The following is a 22020-nucleotide window of genomic DNA, read 5'->3' on the forward strand; positions in this document are numbered from 1 at the left end:
GTCGGCTTCAGCCCGGGCACTCCGATTGGTCAACAGGACCCTCCATAGGGCACACTTTTAGACTGACCAGTCAGATCAAAAGGGGAGGGGTGCCGGTGAACACCACCCGCCAGGGGGCGGCGGTCAACGCCCGCGGAATCGGAGTGGAGGGCCCACGGGGATGGGCCTTCCGAGCGGTCGACATCACCGCGGAGCCGGGCACGCTGATCGCGGTCCAGGGCCCCTCCGGCTCCGGCCGCACCTGTCTGCTGCTGGCCCTCACCGGCCGGATGCGGATCACGGAGGGGGAGGCGACGGTCGCCGGGCTCGCGCTGCCCAAGCGGATGGGGTCGGTGCGCAGCCGTACCGCCCTCGCCCATGTGCCGGGCGTCGCCGACCTCGAACCCGCCCTCACGGTCGGCGAACACCTCAAGGAACAGGCCCTGCTGGGCCCCCGCATCCAGGGCTCGCCGCTCGCTTCGCTCCCCTGGGGCAAGCGCCACAAGGAGGCCACCCGGGCCCGGGTCGACGCCGCCCTCGCGGCCGCCCGGCTCGACCCCGGCACCCTCCCGAAGGGTCTGCGCACGACCGTGCGCGATCTGGAGCGGATCGAGGCGCTGCGGCTCTCCGTCGCGCTCGGGCTGATGCACGGCCCGCAGCTGCTGGCCGTCGACGATGTGGACCTCAAGCTCGCCGACGCCGAGCGCACCGAGGCCTGGCAGCTGCTGCGGGACCTCGCGCGCGAGGGCCTCACCGTCGTGGCCGCCGGCGACGGCGCACCGCAGGACGCACTGATCGTCCGCACCGCGCGCACGGAAACCGAAGCCGCCCGAGCCGCCGGACCCGCCCAGGCCGCCGAAGCCGCCGAACCCACCCCCACCCCCGTCCAGGACGACGCCCACACCACCGAGGAGGAGGCAGCGGATGCGTTCGCCGAAGCTGGCCGCGCTTGAGCTCAGGCGGTTCAGCAGGGGCAAGCTGCCCCGGCTGGGCCTGGTGGCCCTGACGCTGATCCCCCTGCTCTACGGAGCCCTGTACCTCTGCTCGTTCTGGGACCCGTACAGCCGCCTGGACAAGATCCCGGTGGCTCTCGTCAACGAGGACCGGGGGGCCACCACCGGCGGCAAGGAGATCCACGCGGGCGACGACCTGTCCGAGAACCTCAAGGACAGCAAGAAGTTCCACTGGGAGGACGTCAGCTCCGCCGACGCCGCCAAGGGCGTCGAGAACGGCACCTACTACCTCTCACTGACCGTCCCCAAGGACTTCAGCGAGCGGATCGCCTCCAGCTCCGGGAAGACCCCGCAGACCGGCGCGCTCCAGGTCCGGACGAACGACGCCAACAACTACGTCGTCGGCTCGATCTCCAAGACGGTGTTCTCCGAGGTCCGTGCCAAGACCTCGGCCACCTCGTCGCGGGCCATGCTCGACAAGATCTTCATCTCGTTCTCCGATCTGCACGACAAGACGGCCGAGGCGGCGGACGGGGCCGGGAAGCTCGATGACGGTCTCGGCACCGCCAAGGACAAGACCGGCGAACTCGCCGACGGTCTCGGCGAGTTGAACAAGGGCGCGGGCCGGATCAGCAAGGGCGCGGCGGAGGCCGCCAACAAGGCCCGGCAGCTGAGCCTGGGCGCGCGCAAGGTCTCGGACGGCACCCAGCAGCTCGCCGACAAGGTCCACGGCATCGCCCGGAAGGACCTCCCCTACCTCAGGGAGCACGGCCGGGAGATCGGGCAGTGGGCCCAGGTCGTCGCCGACCTCAGCCAGAAGCTCGACGAGGACCTCGGCCGGCTGCCGGGGGACTCCGCCAAGGCCGCCCGCCAGGCACGGGAGAACGCCGACAACGCCGCGCAGCTCTACCAGGACCGCTGCAACGGCCTCGTCGACACCGACCCCGACTGCCCCAAGCTGAAGGCGATCGCGGACGGCAGCGCCCTCGCCGCCGACACGGCGGAGAAGGTCAACGACACCGTCGCCCACACCGACTTCGGGCAGCTGCGCACCAAGGTGCGGGAGCTGCACCACGGTGCCGCGATGGTCGCCGACGAGGCACCGGGCATCGCCAACCGGGCGGACAAGGCGATCGGCCAGATCAACCAGCTCAACGCGGGCGCCCACAAGGTCTCCCAGGGCGCCGGGCTGTTCGCCGACGGCATCGGCACGCTCGCCGACGGCGCCGGCAAGCTCCACAACGGCCTGGGCGTCGCCAAGGACGGTGCCGACAAGCTCACCGGCGGCCTGTTCAAGCTCAAGGACGGCAGCAACCAGCTGTCCGACGGGCTGCACAGCGGTGTCTCCAAGATCCCCGACTACAACAAGAAGGACCGCGACACCCGCACCGAGGTGATGGCCGACCCGGTCGAGCTGGCCGCCAAGTCGCTGCACAAGGCGCCCAACTACGGCACCGGCCTGGCGCCGTACTTCATCCCGCTCTCCCTCTGGGTCGGCGCGATGGTCGCCTTCATGCTGCTCCAGCCGCTGGGCAAGCGCGCACTGGCCGCGGGCGCCCCGGGCTGGCGGATCGCCCTCGGCTCCTGGCTGCCGGCCTACGCGATCGGCGTCGTCCAGGTGCTCGCCCTGATGGCCGTGCTCCACTGGGGCCTCGGCCTGGAGATGGCCCGCACGGCCGGCACCGTCGGCTTCCTGCTGCTGGCCACGGCCTGCTTCACCGCCATCATCCAGCTGCTGGGCGCGTTCTTCGGCCCGGCCGGCCGGGTGCTGACCCTGGTCGTCCTGATGCTCCAGCTGACCTCGGCGGGCGGCACCTACCCGGTGCAGACCAGCCCCGGTTTCTTCGCCGCCATCCACCCCTTCCTGCCGATGAGTTACGTGGTCGACGGCCTGCGCCGGCTGATCACCGGCGGTGACCTCGCCATCGTGCAGCAGGGCTGCGTGGTCCTGGCGGTCTTCACCCTCGGCGCGCTGGCGCTCACCGCCCTCGCGGCGCGCAGCCGGCAGGTCGTCCGGATGAAGGACCTGCATCCGGAGCTCAGCCTGTGAGCGTGCTCCCGGGGCCCCGGGGCGGTGCCGTCGACGGCACCGCCCCGGGGGTCTCCCCCGTCACCCGCCGCACCTCGACGCGCCGCCGGCTCTTCGACGCCGCCGTCACCCTCATCGCGGAACAGGGCTTCTCCGCCACCACCGTCGACGAGATCGCCGACCGTGCCGGCGTCGCCAAGGGCACCGTCTACTACAACTTCGCGAGCAAGAACGTCCTCTACGAGGAGCTGCTGCGGGACGGCATCGATCTGCTCGCCGACTCCCTGCTCCGGGCCGCCGACGCCACGGCGGCCCGCGGCGGCACCCGGGTCGACGCCCTGGACGCGATGATCCGGGCCGGCCTGGACTTCATCGCCTGCTCCCCCGCCCTCATCCAGCTCTACGTCGCCGAACTCTGGCGCACCAACCGCACCTGGCGCGCCACCCTCACGTCCGTACGCGGCCGGGCCCAGGCCGTCGTCGAGGACGTCCTCCGGGACGCCGTACGGAACGGGGAGCTCTCCGACGAGCTCGACATCCCCCTCACCGCCTCCGCGCTCCTCGGCATGGTCCTGGTGGCCGCCCTGGACTGGCAGTCCTTCCAGCCGGACCGCTCGGTCGAGGACGTGCACGCGGCGCTGTCCCGGCTGCTCCAGGGGCGGGTGGGGGCGGGCCCGCACCGGTCCGAGGGACCGTAGTTCCGCGGCCCGCCCACCAGGAGCCTCAGGACTCCAGATGGGTGGGCGCGAACATCCGCAGCCGGGCCGGGAGGACGACGACCGACGGGCCGGGGGCCGCCAGCGCCGCCGCCAGGTCCGTACGCAGCCGCTCCGGGCTCGTCCGGACCGCGGGAACACCGAACGACCCGGCCAGGGCCACGAAGTCCGGCCGGGTGAGTTCGGTGCCGGTGGCCTCGCCGAACGCGTCGGTCATGTACTCGCGCAGGATGCCGTAGCCGCCGTCGTCCACGATCAGCCAGGTCACCGGCAGGTCGTACTGCCGGGCGGTGGCCAGTTCGGCGATCGAGTACATCGCGCCACCGTCCCCGGAGACCGCCAGCACCGGCCGCGTGGGATCGGCGACGGCCACGCCCAGCGCCGCCGGGAAGCCGTAGCCCAGCCCGCCGGCGCCCTGCGCCGAATGCAGCGCGTTGGTGCGCCGCGGGTCGAAGGCGGACCAGGCCCAGTAGGCGAGGATCGTCATGTCCCAGCAGCTGACCGCGCCGTCGGGCAGCGCGTCCCGCACCGAGGCCAGGATCCGCTGCTCCAGGTCGAGTTGCTGCCCGGCGATCCGGTCGTGGACGCGGGCCAGGAGGGCGGAGACGGCGGCCTCGGGGGCGGGAGCTCCGGCCCCGCCATCCTCTTCGGCCTCTTCGTCGGCGCCGGTGTCCCGGGGCCCGCGCTCCGCTACCTCCTTGGCCAGCGCGGCCAGTGCCGCCCGCGCGTCCGCGTGGATGCCCAGCGCGGCATGGTTCGACTCCAGCTTGCCGAGGTCCGCCTCGATCTGCACGACCTGCCCGTGCGGCCGGAACGTGTGGTAATTCGAGGAGAGTTCACCCAGCCCCGAGCCGACGACCAGCAGGGTGTCCGCGTCCTCCAGGAAGCTGGTGGTGTAGCGGTCCTCCAGCCAGGACCGGAGGGAGAGCGGATGCTCCCACGGGAAGGCGCCCTTGCCACCGAAGGTGGTGGCCACCGGAGCCCGGAGCCGCTCGGCGAGCGCCAGCAGCTCCGCCTCGGCCCCGGCCCGGACCACCCCGCCGCCGGCCAGGATCACCGGCCGCCGGGCCCGGGTCAGCCGGTCGGCCGCCGCCGCGATCAGCTCGGGACGCGGCAACAACTCCCGTGGATTGGCGTCCAGTTGCATCACCGGCGGGATGTCGACCTCCGCCAGCAGCACATCCTGCGGAATCTCCAGCCACACCGGCCCGTGCGGGGCGCTCAGCGCCGACTCCCAGGCGGCGGCCACCGCCGAGGGGATCTGTGAGGCGGTACGCGCCGTGTGGACGGACTTGACCACACCGCGGAACGAGGCGCTCTGGTCGGTGAGTTCATGCAGATAGCCATGGCGCCCGCCGCCGATCCCGGCCAGCGGGACCTGGCTGCCGATGGCCAGTACGGCGGCCGATCCGGCCGCCGCCTCCTGGAGCGCGGCCAGCGTCATCAGCGCACCGGGCCCGGTGGAGACCAGCAGCGGCGCGACCCCGTGCGTGGCCCTGGCGTACGCATCGGCGGCGAAGCCCGCGTTGTTCTCCACCCGCAGGCCCACGTAGCGCAGGGCGGAGCGGCGCAGCGCGTCGAACACCCCGAGCGCATGCTGTCCCGGCAGCCCGAAGACGGTACCCGCGCCGAGCGCGGCCAGCGACTCGACGACCAGGTCACCGCCGTTGCGCCGGTGCCGCGTGGCGGTGGGGTGGGGGGTGCTCATGGATGCGGGGTGCCTCTCTTGCGGGGGGGCGGGCGGATGGACGGACAGGCGGATGGGGTGGAGTGGCCGGGCGCCGGCGCCCGGGGGGGATGGGACCCCGGGGCCCGGGGACGGCTCGGGGACGGTGTGCGGCGGAGTCAGGCGCGTCCGGCGGCGGAGGGAGGCCGCAGCGCCGACGCCACCGACCCGGCCGTATCGCTTTCCGGCTCGCCCTCCGGAACACCGTCCGAGTGGCCGGCCAGCCGCGCCCGCCAGGCGGCCAGCACCGCCGCGTCCGTGGGCGGGGTGGCCAGGCTGACGCCCACATAGGCCACGAGCGAGGCGAGCAGCCCGTAATAGATCGGCTCGTTGGCGAGGACGCCGAGCGAGACCATCAGGCCGATGACGGTCAGCCCGCCGACCGCGACCGAGGCCAGTGCGCCGGCGGCGGTGCCGCGCTTCCACAGCAGCCCGCCGAGGATGGGCACCAGCAGCCCGCCGACGAGGACGTTGTAGGCCAGGGTGAGCGCCTCGACGACATTGTTGAGCGCGAGCGCGATGACGATGACCGCGAGGCCCATGAGGAGGATGAAGGCGCGGTTGCCGCGCACCTCGTCCGGCGCCTCGGCGCGTTCCCCGGCCCCGTCCGCCGTCGGGGCCGCGCCGGAGTCGCCCGGGTCCGGCTTCCGGCGCATCGCGGCGATGCCCTTCACCCGCGCCCAGATGTCGTTGTGGGCGACCGTGGCGCAGGCGATCAGCGCGCCCGAAGACGTGGACATCACCGCGGACAGCGCCGCCGCCAGCACCAGCCCGCGGACGCCCACCGGCAGCGCGTCCTTGACGATCGTGGCGAAGGCGTCGTCCGGGCTGCCCAGGTGCGGGTAGAGCACCTTGGCGGCGGTGCCGATGACCGCACCGGCCAGCGCGTAGGCCAGACAGTACGTACCGGCCGCGGTGCCGCCCAGGCGCGCCACCTTGTCGCTGCGCGCGGTGAACACCCGCTGCCAGATGTCCTGCCCGATCAGCATGCCGAACGAGTAGATCAGTACGTAGGTGAAGACCGTCTGCCCGCCGATGCCCAGGGGCGCGAAGTAGTCGTCCGGCAGCTGCGCCTTCATCTCGGCGAAACCGCCCGCCTTGATGACCGCGATGGGCAGCAGGAGCAGCAGCACCCCGATCGTCTTGACGACGAACTGGACCATGTCGGTGAGGGTGATCGACCACATTCCGCCGAGCGTCGAGTACGCGACGACGATGGCCCCGCCGAGGACGATCGAGAGTGACCGGTCCAGGCCGAAGAGCACATCGAAGATGGTCGCGTAGGCGATCGTCGAGGTCACCGCCAGCATCAGCGTGTACGCCCACATGACGACGCCGGAGATGATCCCGGCGGAGCCGCCGTAGCGCAGGTCCAGCATCTCGGAGACCGTGTAGACCTTCAGCCGGGCGATCCGGGCCGAGAAGAAGACGCTCAGCGCGAGCAGCCCGAGGCCGATGGTGAAGACCATCCAGGCGCCGGAGAGGCCGTACCGGTAGCCGAGTCCCACCCCGCCGATGGTCGAGGCGCCGCCGAGCACGATCGCCGCCATCGTTCCGGAGTACATCGCGGGGCCGAGGCGGCGGCCCGCGACCAGGAAGTCGCTCTTCGATTTGGCGCGTCGCATCCCCCACCAGCCCATGGCGAGCATTCCGGCCAGGTAGAGCACGATCACCGCGTAGTCGACAGCCATGGGCCATCCCTTCCAGCTGCGCCGAGGGGAGAGGGGGAGGGGGAGGAGCGCGGGGGGTGTGGGGGTGGGGCACGAGGGGACGACGGGCGCTCGGCGAGCGGGGGTCCCGTCCGAGCGCCGCGTCCTGGGGGTTGACCCTAGGAGGCGGCCGGACGACGCTGAAGTGTACGTTTCCTCCACTCGTCACCCCCCGATGTGGATGGTCCGCACATGCCGCACCCGATGCCCCCGCCGTCCACCCCGCCGGTGCCACTGGCGGATCTCCTCGCCCGTACGGACCTGGGCCTGCGCCAACTCGCCGGCCCACGCGAGGGCGTCGCCATCCACTGGGTGCACACCTCCGAGATGGCCGACCCCGTCCCGTACCTCCTGGGCGGCGAGATGCTGCTGACGGCCGGGGTGCATCTGGCGGAGGTGAGGGCGACCGCGGCCACCTCCCCGGACACCGCCCTCGACGCCTATCTCGACGGCTATGCCGCCCGTACCGTCGCGGCCGGTGCCGCCGCCCTCGGCTTCGGGATCGCGCCGGTGCACGACACCGTGCCCCCCGCCCTGGTGACGGCCTGCGACCGGCACGGGCTGCCGCTCGTGGAGGTCCCGGCGGGCACCCCGTTCACCGCCGTGGAGAGCGCCGTATGGCAGGCCGTGACGGAGGCCCGGCACCGCGAGCTGACCCGGCTCAGCGAGGCACAGCGCGCCCTGGCCGCGGCCGCCGCCCGCCCCGACCCGGCCTCCGCCGTACTGCGCGCCCTCGCCCGCCATGTGCACGGCTGGACCGCGCTGCTCGCCCCGGACGGTGCGGAACACGGCTCCGCCGGCCCCCGCCCCGACGGTCCCGTGCGGGCCGCGGCCGGGCGTCTGGCCCGGGTCCTCGGCGCGGGCGGACCGTCCTCCGCCACCGACACGCTCCCTGGTACCTCGCTGTCCGCCTACGCCCTGACGGGCCGCGGCCACGGCCGCCAGGCGCTCGCCCTGGTGGTCGCCGCGGACCCGCACGACCCGCCCGCGCACACCATCGCGGGCGTCGCCGCCGTCCTCCTCGCCCTGATCACCGGCCCCGCCACCGCCCACGGCCCGGCCGCCGCCGAGCACTCCGCGGCCCTGGTCCAACTGCTCCTCGGTGCCCGCCCCGCCGACGTCGCCCCGCTCCTCGGCGCGCCCCTCTGGACCGTCGTGCACGCCGAGCGCCGCCGGGACACGACGGAGTCGGCGGCCTCACTGGCCGCCGCCCTGGGCACCTCCCTCGTCGCCCCGGGTACCGCCGCCGAAGCCCCCGCCGCCCCCGGCGTCACCCCCGCCCTGCGCGCCCTGGTCCCCGCCGACCAGGAGGTCACCGCGTACCCCGGCTGGACACTCGGCGTCAGCGAACCCGCCCCGGTCGCCGAACTCGCGACCGCCGACCGGCATGCCGCCGCCGCCCTGCGCCGCGCTCTGGCCGGCCGGACCTCCCTCGTACGCCATCGCACCCCCGGCCCCCACAGCATCACCTCCCTCGTCACCCCCGCGGACGCCCGGCAGCACGCCCAGGCCCTGCTCGCCCCGCTGGCCGACTCCCCACCCCTCCTCGCCACACTCCACAACTGGCTGTCCCTGCACGGCAGTTGGGACCGCACCGCCACCGCCCTCGGCATCCACCGCAACACCGTCCGCCAGCGCATCACCCGTATCACCGGCCTCCTCGACACCGACCTGGACGACCCCGATGTCCGCATGGAGCTGTGGTTCGCCCTCCGCTCCCTCGACCGGGACGCCTCGCGGCCCTGACGCCCCGCGGACGTGCCGGTGCGGCTACTGCGCCCCGCGCGCCGGCCCGCCACGTTCCTCCGTGGCGGGCCGGCCTCGTCAGGACAACAGGAGCCGCACTCGACGCCTCAGCCGGGCACGCCCATGCGCTGGGTGCCGACGACGGACAGCAGCCGCAGTGCCTCTTCCGACGGTGAGCCGGGGGCGGCGGTGTAGAGGAAGACCCGCTGGTCCCGGTCGGCGATGTCCAGTACGTCGCAGTTGACGGACACGGGACCGACCAAGGGGTGCTCGAAGGTCTTGCAGAGGGTGGGCCGGTCGGTCACGTCGTGGGCGGCCCAGAGCCGGGCGAACTCCGCACTGCCGTCCAGGAGTTCCGCGACCAGTCCGGTCACCTCCGGGTCGTTGGGGTAGCGGGCCGCGGTGGCGCGCAGGTGCCGGGTCGAGGTCCGGGCGAACTCGTCCGCGTCCGAGACGCCGTACAGCCGGCGGCCGTTCCGGTGCGGGCCGAGGAAGGCACGTCGGATGAGGTTCCGGTCCCGGCGCGACAGCACGGAGAAATCCTCCATCAGGGCAGCGGCCAGGTCGTTCCAGGCGATGACCTCATACGTCGCCGACAGCACGAGCGCCGCGGTCTCCGGCAGCCGGCGCAGCAGGTCGACGATGCTCTGCCGTATCTCCCGCGAGGGCCCGGGCGGCGGTCCGGGCGGGGTGCCGGCGAGATGGTGGAGATGGTCGCGCTCGGCGTCCGACAGGCGGAGTGCGCGGGCGAGTTGGGCCAGCACCTCACGGGAGGGGTGCGGGGCGCGGGCCTGCTCCAGGCGGGAGTAGTACTCGGTCGAGATGAACGCGAGCTGCGCCACCTCCTCGCGACGCAGTCCCGGGGTACGGCGGCGCGGCCCGGCGGGCAGCCCCACGTCGGCAGGGGTGATGCGTTCGCGTCTGCTGCGCAGGAAGCCGGCCAGCTCTCGTCGATCCATCTCCCCAGTGTGTGCGGCGCCGAGGTGGCCGGCCAGGTACTGCCGGTGCCTGGATGCGCCGGGCCGCCGGAAGCAGGCTCGTCGTCATGAACCAGACACCGATCATGTCCACCACGGCCTCCGGCCTGCTCGCCGGCAAGGTCGCCTTCATCACCGGTGCCGGTCGCGGCATCGGCGCGGCAGCAGCGCGGCTCTTCGCCCGGGAGGGCGCCCGGGTACTCCTCACGGCCCGCACGGAGTCGCAGCTCAAGGCGGTGACCGAGGAAATCCGGGCGGCCGGCGGTACCGCGGACTACGTGGTGTGCGACCTGACCGACCCGGCCGGCGTCCGGGCCGCCGTCAACCGGTCCGTGGAGCTGTACGGCCGGCTGGACGTGGCCTTCAACAACGGCGCGACGGGCCAGCCGCCCGGCCCGATGGATGAGCTGTCGGAGACCGACTTCGACCATGTCTGCGCGGTCAACCTCAAGGGCCCGTGGCTGGCCATGACCGCCGAGATCGCCGCCATCCGTGCCACCGCGCGGCGTGGAGCCCTCGTCAACACCTCCAGCGTCGGCAGCCTGATGGCCAATCCCGCGCTGCCCGCGTACGGCGCGGCGAAGCGGGCGGTCAACAGCCTCACCGCGTCGGCGGCCGCCACGTACGGCCCGGAGGGGATCCGCGTCAACGCCATCGCGCCCGGCACCACGCTCACCGAGATGCTGTACGACTGGGATGCGGCGTCCCCCGGCACGATCGAGCAGCTCAACGCCCGGACCCCGCTGGGCCGCGCCGCCGATCCGGACGAGATCGCGCAGGCCGCCGCCTGGCTCCTCAGCGATCGCTCCTCGTACGTCACCGGCACGGTCCTCCGGGTCGACGGCGGCATGCGGGCCTGAGCCGGAACGGGGGCCGTGCAGGACACCGGCCCCAGGGCGGGAGCGGGGCAGCTCCGTACGGAAGTACGGGAGCTGTCCCGCCGGGCTCCACCCGCGCGGGACGCCGCCGCCCCTGCCGCGCCCGCCTCCTCTACTCGCCCTGTCGGGAGGCCGCGATCTGCCGCGACATGATCGTCGTCAGCTCGTACGCGGTGTGCGAGGCGGCGACGGCGGTGATCTCCGCGTGGTCGTACGCGGGCGCGACCTCGACGACGTCCGCCGAGACCAGGTTGCAGGACGCGAGCCCGCGCAGGATCTCCAGGAGCTCGCGGGAGGTCATGCCGCCCGCCTCCGGCGTGCCGGTGCCCGGGGCGTGGGCCGGGTCCAGCACGTCGATGTCGATGGAGATGTACAGCGGACGGTCACCGATGCGCTGACGCAGCTGGTCGGCGACCTCGTCGACGCCGCGGCGCATGACATCCGCCGAGGTGACGATGCCGAAGCCCATCTTCTCGTCGTCGTCGAGGTCCTTCTTGCCGTAGAGCGGGCCGCGGGTGCCGACGTGGGAGAGCGCGGAGGTGTCGAGGATGCCTTCCTCGACGGCGCGGCGGAACGGGGTGCCGTGGGTGTATTCGGCGCCGAAGTACGTGTCCCAGGTGTCCAGGTGCGCGTCGAAGTGCAGCAGCGCGACCGGGCCGTGCTTCTTGGCGACGGAGCGGAGGAGGGGCAGCGCGATGGTGTGGTCGCCGCCGAGCGTCATCATCCGGGCGCCGCCGGCGAGCAGGTCGTCGGCCGCGGCCTCGACCGTCTCCACGGCCTCGTTGATGTTGAAGGGGTTGGCGGCGATGTCACCGGCGTCGGCGACCTGCGCGAGCGCGAACGGCGACGCGTCCTGGGCCGGGTTGTACGGACGCAGCAGCCGGGACGCCTCACGGATGGCGTTGCCGCCGAAGCGGGCCCCGGGGCGGTAGGAGACGCCGGTGTCGAAGGGGACACCGACCACGGCCACATCGGCCCGGCCGCCGACCTCGTCGAGGCGGGGCAGGCGGGCGAAGGTCGCGGGCCCGGCATAGCGCGGGACGCGGGAGGAGTCGACGGGGCCCACGGGGCCGTTGGATGCGCTGGCTGCGGTGGTCATGACCGTGAGGTTAGGGAGCGCCGGCCGCCGGGCCCATGGACATGTGCGTAACCGGGCCCGGGACGGTTCGACATTTTGTCCAGGGCCGCTGGGGCGGTGACCAGGCATTCCGGGTTTCCGCAGAACGCCGCCACCCTGTGTGCAGGACGCCACCCCCCTGTCCGCAGGGCGGTGCCGCCACTCCGGCATCCGCACCCCGGTGTCCGGGCTGCGGAACTCCCCCGCCCCGGAACAGGTGTACGGGCACAATGGGCGCTATGCCGATAGCCTCCGCAGCCACTGCCCCCTCGCGCGCCGAACTCGTCGATCATCTCGTCCGGACCCGGATCGCCGGTGAGGTCGCCACCCCCCGCGAGAACAACCTCTCCCACTACCGCAGGCTCGCCAACGGCGACCGCCACTACTGGTTCGGCCTGGAGTTCGGCGACCGGTGGACGGACGAGCAGGACGTACTGGCCGTGATGGCGGAGCGCTGCGGCGTCGTCGACGACCCGCACCACCGGCAGGGGCAGGACACCATCGACCCGGAGCTGACGGTCGACGCGCTGGACCGCACCGCCGCGGTGCTGCGCAAGGCGGCCGCCGGGCAGCACCGGGTGCTGTTCGCGACCGGCCACCCGGGCGGGCTGCTCGATGTGCACCGGGCGACCGCCGAGGCACTGCGCGCGGCGGGCTGCGAGATCGTCGTCATCCCCGACGGCCTGCGGGCGGACGACGGCATGGTCTTCCAGTTCGGCGACGTGGCGATGCTGGAGCGCGGTGCGACGCTCTGGCACACCCATTCCCCCGAGCCGATGGCCGCGATCCTGAATGGCCTGGAGCAGGCGGGACGCCCGCTGCCGGACCTGGTGATGGCCGACCACGGCTGGGCCGGCTGCGCGGGCCAGCGCGGCATCGACGCCGTGGGCTTCGCCGACTGCAACGACCCGGCCCTCTTCCTCGCCGAGTCCGAGGGCACCCTCCAGGTCACGATCCCCCTGGACGACCATGTCCTCAGCCCGCGGCATTACGACCCGCTGACCGCGTATCTGTTGGATGCGGCGGGGCTGGTCTGAGGGGGAATCACCTAGGTCCCAGGGAGGGCGGCGGTCCGTCCAGAGGATGACGCCGGGGGCGGTGGTGGCACTTCAGGACAGTCCGTCTTTGGGGCCCTGTGGGGGAGGACGGGGCTGAGCCGTGCATTCGAGGATGGGGCATCGAATCCTCCGCCCCCCTTTTCCGGAGTCCCCATGTCCTGCACGGCAGCCGCTGATGAATGAGAGCACTACCCACATTCGCGCCCGGACTCAGCGTTCAACCGAGGGATGGACCTTCCTGGTTGAATCGATACGGAACCATCGCACGGTCGGTTCCATCGCCCCCAGCGGCACGTCGCTCGCCAAGCTGCTGACCGACCCGTTGCTGGAACGAGCGCCGCGGAGTGCGAACGTCCTGGAAGTGGGCGCGGGTACCGGCTCGGTCACCCGAGTCCTGCTTTCCCGGATACCCCGGGGAAGCCGACTGGACATCGTAGAAGCCAACGACCAATTTGCCGCACATCTGCGTCGACTGGTGCGCAGCCACCCGAACCTGCTGGAAAAGCAGGAACGAGTGCGCGTCCACAACATGTTTGTCGAACAGCTCAGCACCGATCGCCGCTATGACGTGATCGTCTCCGGCCTGCCGTTCTCCAACCTCTCCCCACGGCAGGTCGAGGAGATCATGGATCGCTACCTGGACCTGCTCCGCCCCGGGGGCACTCTCACCTACTTTTCCTATTGCGGCAGTCGCTGGGTCCGCGCCTTTCTGACGTCCCGCCCGGAGGCCCGCCGTCAACGCGAAGTCAAAGGCCTACTGAACCGATATCACCAGCAGTACGCGATCGGCTGCTGGACCGTGTGGGGAAATCTGCCACCCGCGCAGGTGTGGCAACTGCGCAGACCGATCGATGCGGTCAACGTCTCCGGCGGGTCGGCTGTCCAGCCACACCTGTCGCGATGAACACCCTCACCGGTCTGCTCGGCCAGATTCCCCCTGCCGTCGGCTACACGGTGCTGGCCACGGCAATCATCGCGGAATCCGTTTTGCTGGTGGGCGCCGTCGTCCCCACTCTCGCTCTCATGCTCACCGCGGGAGCCTTGGCCCGTGCCGGCAGTATGAACCTGTTCTGGGTCATCGCATGCGCCGCCGGCGCCGTCATGATCGGGGACGCTCTTGGCCATCGAACCGGTCACCTGCTGGGCAGGCGCCTGCGTACCGGGAAGCTCGGCCGCCGCATTCCCGCCTCGGCGTGGCAGCGAGCCGAAACCCTCATGAACAAGCGCGCCGGCCAAACCCTTCTGCTCTTTCGCTTCGTGCCCGTGATGCGGACCCTTGCCCCGCACATGGCCGGCGTCGCCGGCCTGCCGTACCGTCATATCGCCCCGTACAGCGCCCTGGCCTCGGTCGCGTGGGCGAGCGTGGAAAGCGGCGCGGGCTACACAGCGGCCTTCTCCCTCCAGCACGTCTCCGCGATCGGAGGCCCGTAGCCGGTCGGAGCACACCCCGCCCCCCTCCCGGCAACCGCCCCACGAAGCGCGGCAAAAGCCGGTGGCCCGGTATCCCCGAGCCACGGAATTCGGGGAGCCCGGCCCACCGGCCGACCTGGGGGTGCGCGGTCTAATCGCGCGGCACCCGGATCACGCCCTCCTGAATCACCGACACCGCCAGCTGCCCCTCCGCCGTGAAGATGCGGCCCTTGCCGAGGCCGCGGCCGCTTTGCGCGGTCGGGGACTCCTGGTCGTACAGGAGCCATTCGTCGGCGCGCAGGGGGCGGTGGAACCACATCGCGTGGTCCAGGCTGGCGCCGACGACGTCGCCGACCGCCCAGCCGCCACGGCCGTGGGCGAGCAGGATCGAGTCCAGCAGGGTCATGTCGGAGACGTAGGTGACCAGGCAGATGTCCAGCAGGGGGCGGGGGATGACGCCGTCGTCGTCGAGCTTGCCGTGGGTGCGGAACCAGACCTGGGAGCGGGGTTCGCGGGGCTCGCCGACGGTGACGTAGGGCGGCTCGTCGACGTAGCGCAGGTCGATCGCGGCGCGGGCCTCCAGCAGGCGGTCGGCGACCTCGGGGGCGAGGAAGCGTTCGGCGTGCCGGGGCAGCATCTCGGCGGCGGTGGGCAGCTCCAGCGGGTCCGGTGCCGGCGGCATCGGCTCCTGGTGCTCCAGCCCTTCCTCGGCCGTCTGGAAGGAGGCGGAGAGGTGGAAGATCGGCTGGCCGTGCTGGACGGCGACGACCCGGCGGGTGGTGAAGGACCGGCCGTCGCGGATGCGGTCGACGGTGTAGACGATGGGCGCGCCGGGGTCTCCCGGGCGCAGGAAGTACGCGTGCAGGGAGTGCGGCGGCCGGTCGGCGGGGACCGTGCGCCCGGCCGCGACCAGGGCCTGGGCGGCGACCTGGCCGCCGAAGACCCGGGGTACGACCGAGGCACGGCTCTCGCCCCGGAAGATGTCCTGCTCGATCCGCTCCAGTGCGAGCAGATCGAGCAGGGACCGGAGTGCGTCGTTCACGTGCGCGGTGCCCTTACGGCCTAGAGGCCCATGGACTTGGCGATGATGGACTTCATGACCTCGCTGGTGCCGCCGTAGATGCGGTTGACGCGGTTGTCGGCGTAGAGGCGGGCGATCGGGTACTCGTTCATGAAGCCGTAGCCGCCGTGCAGCTGGAGGCAGCGGTCGATGACGCGGTGGGCGACCTCGGTGCAGAACAGCTTGGCGGAGGCGGCCTCGGCCGGGGTCAGCTCGCCGGCGTCCAGCGCTTCGAGCGCGCGGTCGGCGACGGCCTCGGCGGCGTCCACCTCGGCCTGGCAGGCGGCCAGTTCGAACTTGGTGTTCTGGAAGGAGGCGACCGTCTTGCCGAAGATCGTGCGCTCCTGCACGTACTCCTTGGCGAACCGGACGGCGGCCTTGGCCTGGGCGTACGCGCCGAAGGCGATGCCCCAGCGCTCGGAGGCGAGGTTCAGGCCCAGGTAGGCGAAGCCCTTGTTCTCCTCGCCGAGCAGGTCCTCGACCGGGACCTTGACGTCGACGAAGGCCAGCTCGGCGGTGTCGGAGATCTTCAGGCCGAGCTTGTCCAGCTTGCGGCCGACGGAGTAGCCCGCGGACTTGGCGTCCACGGCGAAGAGCGAGATACCGAAGCGGCGGTCGTCCTCGCGGGGGGCCGCGGTGCGGGCGCAGACGATGACGCGGTCGGCGTGCACCCCGCCGGTGATGAAGGTCTTGGCGCCGTTGAGGACGTAGTGCGTGCCGTCCTCCGACAGCTTCGCGGTGGACTTCATGCCGGCGAGGTCGGAGCCGGTGCCCGGCTCGGTCATCGCCAGCGCCCACATCTCCTCGCCGCTGACGAACTTCGGCAGGAAGCGCTTCTTCTGCTCGTCGGTGGCGAGCATCTGGATGTACGGGAGGCCGAGCAGGACGTGCACGCCGGAGCCGCCGAAGGAGACGCCCGCGCGGGAGGTCTCCTCGTACATCACGGCCTCGAACTTGTGCGAGTCGATGCCGGCGCCGCCGAACTCCTCGGGGACGCGGATGCCGAAGACGCCCAGCTCACCGAGCTTGTAGTAGAAGTCGCGCGGGGCCTGGCCGGCGGCGAGCCACTCGTCGTGCACGGGCACGACCTCGGCCTCGATGAAGGCGCGTATGGTCTCGCGGAACGCCTCGTGATCCTCGTTGAACACCGTACGGCGCATTGCTACGTCGCCTCCTCCAGGTCGCCGGTCCAAGCGCATGGCTAAGCGCTTGCTCAGCGAAAGCTACCGGCCAGTTACCTAGGCTGTCCAGAGGTCAACGAAAATCCGTGCGAGCCGGTGGGCCCGCCCCTAGGCGCCCGGCACCGACGCCGCCACCGGCTCCCCGGCCTCCGGCTCCCCCGCCACCGCGCCGAAGGCACCCAGCGCCAGCCGGTGCAGCAGCTCCGCCATCTCCGTACGGCCCGGGAGCGCGCCCGGCCGGCCGAGGTGCGGGGTGGAGTTGAGCAGACCGAAGACGGCGTGCACCGCGGCGCGGGCCCGGGACTCGGAGGGGCCCGGGTGGACCCGGCGGACGACCTCCACCCAGAGCTCCACATACTGCCGCTGGAGCTGGCGGACCCGCTTGCGGTCGGCCTCCCGCAGTCGGTCCAGCTCCCGGTCGTGCAGGGTGATCAGCGGCCGGTCGTCCAGCGCGAAGTCGATATGGCCGTCGATCAGCGCGTCCAGCACCGCCTCGGGGCTGCCGCCGCCCTCCGCGACCCGCATCCGGCCGCCCGCGAGCAGCCGCTCGCTGATCCCGACCAGCAGCTCGGCGAGCATCGCGTCCTTGCCGGCGAAGTGCCGGTAGAGGCCCGGACCGGAGATGCCCACGGCCGCCCCTATCTCGTCCACGCCGACACCGTGGAAGCCACGCTCCGCGAAGAGCCGGGCGGCCTCCTTGAGGATCTGCTCGCGGCGGCTGGTCGGGGCGGCGGACTGCGCATTACTCATGCCGTCGATTGTAGACAGCCGGGTTAGTGCTCGTTAACCTGAAGGCAATGAGGTTAACGCCCATTAACCCGGATGGCCCGGACGCCGCGGACCGCGGCACCGGGGCAGGTGATCGAGCAAGGGGGCTCGTACTGATGGAGCAGGCACCGGTGCTGGGGAGTACCGCCGATCCGGCGTCCGACTCCTGGCGGGCCAATGAGGCCGCGCACCGCGAGCTGGCCGCACAGCTGCGCGAGAAGCTCGCGGCGGCCCGGCTGGGCGGCGGCGAGAAGGCCAGGGCGCGGCACACCGCCCGCGGCAAACTGCTGCCCCGCGACCGGGTGGACGCCCTGCTGGACCCGGGCTCGCCGTTCCTGGAGCTGGCGCCGCTGGCCGCGGACGGGATGTACGGCGGGGCCGCACCGGCCGCGGGCGTGATCGCCGGCATCGGCCGGGTCTCCGGCCGCGAGACGGTGATCGTCGCCAATGACGCCACGGTCAAGGGCGGCACGTACTACCCGATGACGGTCAAGAAGCATCTGCGGGCGCAGGAGATCGCCCTGGAGAACCGTCTCCCCTGTCTTTACCTGGTGGACTCCGGCGGGGCCTTCCTGCCGATGCAGGACGAGGTCTTCCCCGACCGGGAGCACTTCGGGCGGATCTTCTACAACCAGGCGCGGATGTCGGGCGCCGGAATCCCGCAGATCGCCGCCGTCCTCGGATCCTGCACGGCCGGTGGCGCCTACGTCCCCGCCATGAGCGACGAGGCCGTGATCGTCCGCAACCAGGGCACGATCTTCCTGGGCGGGCCGCCGCTGGTGAAGGCCGCCACGGGCGAGGTGGTCACCGCCGAGGAGCTGGGCGGCGGCGAGGTGCACGCCAAGACCTCGGGCGTCACCGACCATCTCGCCGAGGACGACGCCCATGCGCTGCGCCTGGTGCGCACCATCGTCGGAACCCTCGGCGAGCGCGCGCCGCTCCCGTGGACCGTGCGGACCGTCGAGGAGCCCAAGGCCGACCCGGCCGGTCTGTACGGGGCGGTGCCCGCGGACTCCCGTACGCCCTATGACGTCCGGGAGGTGATCGCCCGGCTGGTGGACGGCTCGCGCTTCGCGGAGTTCAAGGCGGAGTACGGGACGACGCTGGTCACCGGCTTCGCCCATATCCACGGCCACCCGGTCGGCATCGTCGCCAACAACGGCATCCTGTTCTCCGAATCCGCCCAGAAGGGCGCCCACTTCATCGAGCTGTGCGACCAGCGCGGTATCCCGCTGCTGTTCCTCCAGAACATCTCCGGCTTCATGGTGGGGCGTTCGTACGAGGCCGGCGGGATCGCCAAGCACGGCGCGAAGATGGTGACGGCGGTGGCCTGCACCCGCGTGCCCAAGCTGACGGTCGTCATCGGCGGCTCCTACGGGGCGGGCAACTACTCCATGTGCGGACGCGCCTATTCGCCGCGCTTCCTGTGGATGTGGCCGAACGCCAAGATCTCGGTGATGGGCGGCGAACAGGCCGCCTCCGTCCTCGCGACCGTCAAGCGGGACCAGCTGGAGGCGCACGGCGAGGAGTGGAGCGCCGAGGACGAGGCCGCCTTCAAGGCGCCGGTCCGCGAGCAGTACGAGACCCAGGGCAACGCCTACTACGCGACCGCGCGGCTGTGGGACGACGGTGTGATCGACCCGCTGGAGACCCGGCAGGTGCTGGGGCTGGCGCTGACGGCCTGTGCCAACGCGCCGCTCCCCCAGAAGGACAGCACCGCGCCCGGCTACGGCGTCTTCCGGATGTGAGAGGGATGTCCCCAGCAATGGTCACCAACTTCGACACCGTGCTCATCGCCAACCGCGGCGAGATCGCGGTCCGTGTCATCCGTACGCTGCGCGCCCTCGGCATCCGCTCGGTCGCCGTTTACAGCGACGCGGACGCCGGTGCCCGCCATGTCCGCGAGGCCGACACCGCCGTACGGATCGGTCCGGCCCCGGCCGCCGAGAGCTATCTGTCCGTGGAACGGCTGCTGGACGCGGCCGCCCGGACCGGCGCCCAGGCGATCCACCCGGGCTATGGCTTCCTCGCCGAGAACGCCGGCTTCGCCCGTGCCGTGGCGGCGGCCGGGCTGGTCTTCATCGGCCCGTCCGCCGAGGCCATCGAGCTGATGGGCGACAAGATCCGCGCCAAGGAGACGGTGCGGGAGGCCGGGGTCCCGGTCGTGCCCGGCTCCTCGGGCAGCGGGCTGGACGACGGTCAACTGGCCGCCGCGGCACGCGAGATCGGCATGCCGGTGCTGCTCAAGCCGTCCGCGGGCGGCGGCGGCAAGGGCATGCGGCTGGTCCGCGAGGAAGCGCTGCTGGCCGACGAGATCGCTTCCGCCCGCCGGGAGGCCCGCTCCTCCTTCGGCGATGACACCCTGCTCGTCGAGCGCTGGATCGACCGGCCCCGGCACATCGAGATCCAGGTGCTGGCGGACGGCCACGGCAATGTCATCCATCTCGGCGAGCGCGAGTGCTCCCTCCAGCGCCGCCACCAGAAGGTCATCGAGGAGGCCCCCTCGGTCCTGCTGGACGAGGCCACCCGCGCCGCGATGGGCGAGGCGGCCGTGCAGGCGGCCCGCTCCTGCGGCTACCGGGGCGCCGGCACCGTGGAGTTCATCGTCCCGGGCAAGGACCCGGCCTCCTACTACTTCATGGAGATGAACACCCGCCTCCAGGTCGAGCACCCGGTCACCGAGATGGTCACCGGTATCGACCTGGTGGAGTGGCAGCTGCGGGTCGCGGCCGGCGAACCGCTCCCGTACGCCCAGGAGGACATCACCCTCACCGGGCACGCCATCGAGGCCCGGATCTGCGCCGAGGACCCGGCCCGCGACTTCCTGCCGACCGGCGGCACGGTCCTCGCGCTCCACGAGCCGCAGGGCGGCGGAGTGCGCACCGACTCCGGGCTCTCGGAGGGCGGGGAGGTCGGCAGCCGCTACGACCCGATGCTGTCCAAGGTGATCGCCCACGGTCCGGACCGGGCGAGCGCACTGCGCCGGCTCCGGGCCGCGCTGGCCGAGACCGTCACCCTCGGCGTCACCACCAACGCCGGTTTCCTGCGGCGGCTGCTGGCCCACCCTGACGTGGTCTCCGGCGAGCTGGACACCGGCCTGGTGGAGCGGGAGGCGGCCGGTCTGGTCGACGGCGCGGTGCCGGACGAGGTGTACGCGGCGGCCGCGGCGGTACGGCAGGCCGCCCTGGAACCGGCAGTGGCCGACGGCGGCTGGCGCGACCCGTTCTCGGCCCCGAACGGCTTCCGGCTCGGCGGCGAGCCCGCGCCGGTCCGCCACTGGCTGCGGGTCCCGGGACACGACCCGGTGCCGCACGACGTACGGCCCACGGCCCCGGCCGGACAGCTGGAGCCGGGCCGGGTACGGGTCACCGTCGACGGGGTGCTGCACACCTTCCACCACAGCGGCGACTGGCTCGGCCGGGACGGCGACTCCTGGCAGGTGACCACCCACGACCCGGTGGCCGCGGCGCTGCGCGGTGCCGCCGGGGCACACGGCGCGGACACCCTGGCCGCCCCGATGCCCGGCACCGTCACCGTCGTCAAGGTCGCCGTCGGCGACGAAGTGGCCGCGGGCCAGGGCCTGCTGGTGGTGGAGGCGATGAAGATGGAGCACGTCATCTCCGCACCGCACGCCGGCACCGTCACCGAACTCGACGTCACCGCGGGCTCGACCGTCGCCATGGACCAGATCCTGGCCGTGGTCGCCCCGCACGAGAGCCCCGACGAGGCCGCCGCGAGCGCCCCCGGGGGCGGGCAGGAGAGCGCCTGATGACCGCAGCCGGACTGCCGATGGAGATCCGCTCGGAGGGACTGCCCACCCGCGTACGGATCCATGAGGTCGGCGCGCGCGACGGGCTGCAGAACGAGCGGACGGTGGTGCCCACGGAGGTCAAGGCGGAGTTCATCCACCGGCTCGCCGCCGCGGGCCTGCCGACCGTCGAGGCCACCAGCTTCGTCCACCCCAAGTGGGTGCCCCAACTCGCCGACGCCGAGCAGCTGTTCCCGCTGCTGGGCGATCTCGATCCGCAGCGGCTGCCGGTGCTGGTCCCCAACGAGCGCGGGCTGGACCGGGCGCTGGCGCTGGGGGCCCGCCGGATCGCGGTGTTCGGCAGCGCCACCGAGTCGTTCGCCAAGGCCAACCTCAACCGGACGGTCGACGAGGCGCTGGCGATGTTCGCGCCGGTGATCACGCGGGCCAAGGACGCCGGGGTGGAGGTGCGCGGCTATCTCTCGATGTGCTTCGGCGACCCCTGGGAGGGCCCGGTGCCCGTCGCGCAGACCGTCCGGGTCTGCCGGGCACTGCTCGACCTGGGCTGCGACGAACTGAGCCTGGGCGACACCATCGGGGTGGCCACCCCCGGTCATGTGCAGACCCTGCTGGCCGCCCTCAACGAGGCCGGGGTGCCCACCTCCCGTATCGGCGTGCACTTCCACGACACCTACGGGCAGGCCCTCGCCAACACCTTCGCCGCGCTCCAGCACGGCATCACCACCATCGACGCCTCGGCGGGCGGCCTCGGCGGCTGCCCGTATGCCAAGAGCGCCACCGGAAACCTCGCCACCGAAGACCTCGTGTGGATGCTGCACGGCCTCGGTATCGAGACCGGGGTCGACCTGGACCGTCTGACCGCCACCAGCGTGTGGATGGCCGAGGCCCTGGGCCGGCCGAGCCCCTCGCGTACCCTCCGTGCCCTCTCCCACAAGGAGTGACCC

The 22020-nt window shown here is 72.4% G+C and carries 18 protein-coding genes; 11 read left to right on the forward strand and 7 right to left on the reverse strand.

The window, feature by feature from the left end; genetic code table 11:
- The first annotated feature begins 95 nt into the window (after positions 1-95).
- From TU31_RS16455 to TU31_RS16465, 3 genes are read left to right on the forward strand one after another with little or no spacing between them, the layout of a single operon-like run.
- Positions 96-932 carry an ATP-binding cassette domain-containing protein gene (locus tag TU31_RS16455; RefSeq protein WP_042154972.1) on the forward strand — a complete coding sequence of 279 codons (837 nt, stop codon included), beginning with the start codon at positions 96-98 and terminating at the stop codon, positions 930-932.
- Entirely contained in the window at positions 904-2982 is a 2079-nt protein-coding gene (locus TU31_RS16460; RefSeq protein WP_042154974.1) for a YhgE/Pip domain-containing protein, read from the forward strand. Before TU31_RS16455 ends, TU31_RS16460 begins: the two co-directional genes overlap by 29 nt.
- A 2-nt stretch (positions 2983-2984) precedes the next feature.
- On the forward strand, positions 2985-3659 hold the full coding sequence (locus TU31_RS16465; protein WP_042154976.1) for a TetR/AcrR family transcriptional regulator: 675 nt from the start codon (positions 2985-2987) through the stop codon (positions 3657-3659).
- A gap of 25 nt (positions 3660-3684) precedes the next feature.
- Here TU31_RS16465 and TU31_RS16470 read toward each other — a convergent pair whose 3' ends face one another.
- Positions 3685-5385 (reverse strand): thiamine pyrophosphate-binding protein, encoded by a 1701-nt coding sequence (locus TU31_RS16470; protein WP_042154978.1) that lies wholly within the window; start codon positions 5383-5385, stop codon positions 3685-3687.
- Between the two features lie 137 nt (positions 5386-5522).
- Positions 5523-7094 (reverse strand): sodium:solute symporter family protein, encoded by a 1572-nt coding sequence (locus TU31_RS16475; RefSeq protein ID WP_042154980.1) that lies wholly within the window; start codon positions 7092-7094, stop codon positions 5523-5525.
- Between the two features lie 210 nt (positions 7095-7304).
- On the opposite strand from TU31_RS16475, the gene TU31_RS16480 reads away from it, so the two are divergent.
- Positions 7305-8858, forward strand: coding sequence for a PucR family transcriptional regulator (locus TU31_RS16480; protein WP_042154982.1), 1554 nt, complete (start codon positions 7305-7307; stop codon positions 8856-8858).
- 107 nt (positions 8859-8965) lie between these two features.
- Here TU31_RS16480 and TU31_RS16485 read toward each other — a convergent pair whose 3' ends face one another.
- Entirely contained in the window at positions 8966-9817 is an 852-nt protein-coding gene (locus tag TU31_RS16485) for a helix-turn-helix transcriptional regulator (RefSeq protein WP_042154984.1), read from the reverse strand.
- A gap of 86 nt (positions 9818-9903) precedes the next feature.
- On the opposite strand from TU31_RS16485, the gene TU31_RS16490 reads away from it, so the two are divergent.
- On the forward strand, positions 9904-10695 hold the full coding sequence (locus tag TU31_RS16490) for an SDR family NAD(P)-dependent oxidoreductase (protein WP_107070691.1): 792 nt from the start codon (positions 9904-9906) through the stop codon (positions 10693-10695).
- Positions 10696-10825: 130 nt separating this feature from the next.
- Here TU31_RS16490 and speB read toward each other — a convergent pair whose 3' ends face one another.
- On the reverse strand, positions 10826-11812 hold the full coding sequence (gene speB, locus TU31_RS16495; protein ID WP_042154989.1) for an agmatinase: 987 nt from the start codon (positions 11810-11812) through the stop codon (positions 10826-10828).
- Between the two features lie 257 nt (positions 11813-12069).
- Between speB and TU31_RS16500 the strand changes: the two genes are divergently transcribed.
- The 3 genes from TU31_RS16500 (at position 12070) to TU31_RS16510 (ending at position 14319) form a co-directional block, all read left to right on the forward strand.
- Positions 12070-12867, forward strand: coding sequence for a phosphatase (locus tag TU31_RS16500; RefSeq protein ID WP_042154991.1), 798 nt, complete (start codon positions 12070-12072; stop codon positions 12865-12867).
- A gap of 196 nt (positions 12868-13063) precedes the next feature.
- Positions 13064-13792 carry a class I SAM-dependent methyltransferase gene (locus TU31_RS16505; protein ID WP_181018613.1) on the forward strand — a complete coding sequence of 243 codons (729 nt, stop codon included), beginning with the start codon at positions 13064-13066 and terminating at the stop codon, positions 13790-13792.
- The gene (locus TU31_RS16510; RefSeq protein ID WP_042154993.1) at positions 13789-14319 is read left to right on the forward strand and encodes a DedA family protein; all 531 of its coding nucleotides are present in this window, start codon (positions 13789-13791) and stop codon (positions 14317-14319) included. Before TU31_RS16505 ends, TU31_RS16510 begins: the two co-directional genes overlap by 4 nt.
- 130 nt (positions 14320-14449) lie before the next feature.
- On the opposite strand, the gene TU31_RS16515 is transcribed toward TU31_RS16510, so the two are convergent.
- The 3 genes from TU31_RS16515 to TU31_RS16525 form a co-directional block, all read right to left on the reverse strand.
- Entirely contained in the window at positions 14450-15340 is an 891-nt protein-coding gene (locus tag TU31_RS16515; protein ID WP_042154994.1) for an acyl-CoA thioesterase, read from the reverse strand.
- A gap of 20 nt (positions 15341-15360) precedes the next feature.
- The gene (locus TU31_RS16520) at positions 15361-16518 is read right to left on the reverse strand and encodes an acyl-CoA dehydrogenase family protein (protein WP_042154996.1); all 1158 of its coding nucleotides are present in this window, start codon (positions 16516-16518) and stop codon (positions 15361-15363) included.
- A gap of 129 nt (positions 16519-16647) precedes the next feature.
- Positions 16648-17289 (reverse strand): SACE_7040 family transcriptional regulator, encoded by a 642-nt coding sequence (locus tag TU31_RS16525; RefSeq protein WP_042154998.1) that lies wholly within the window; start codon positions 17287-17289, stop codon positions 16648-16650.
- Between the two features lie 134 nt (positions 17290-17423).
- Here TU31_RS16525 and TU31_RS16530 point away from each other — a divergent pair, with 134 nt between their 5' ends.
- The 3 genes from TU31_RS16530 to TU31_RS16540 are packed head-to-tail and all read left to right on the forward strand — an operon-like array spanning position 17424 to position 22017.
- Positions 17424-19055 carry a carboxyl transferase domain-containing protein gene (locus TU31_RS16530; RefSeq protein WP_042155000.1) on the forward strand — a complete coding sequence of 544 codons (1632 nt, stop codon included), beginning with the start codon at positions 17424-17426 and terminating at the stop codon, positions 19053-19055.
- A gap of 17 nt (positions 19056-19072) precedes the next feature.
- On the forward strand, positions 19073-21076 hold the full coding sequence (locus tag TU31_RS16535; protein ID WP_042155001.1) for an acetyl-CoA carboxylase biotin carboxylase subunit: 2004 nt from the start codon (positions 19073-19075) through the stop codon (positions 21074-21076).
- Positions 21076-22017: a hydroxymethylglutaryl-CoA lyase gene (locus tag TU31_RS16540; RefSeq protein WP_042155003.1), complete on the forward strand. Its 942-nt coding sequence runs from the start codon at positions 21076-21078 to the stop codon at positions 22015-22017. The genes TU31_RS16535 and TU31_RS16540 overlap by 1 nt, the downstream gene beginning before the upstream one ends.
- Positions 22018-22020 lie beyond the last annotated feature (3 nt).

It is taken from the genome of Streptomyces lydicamycinicus (assembly GCF_000829715.2).
Taxonomy (GTDB): domain Bacteria; phylum Actinomycetota; class Actinomycetes; order Streptomycetales; family Streptomycetaceae; genus Streptomyces; species Streptomyces lydicamycinicus.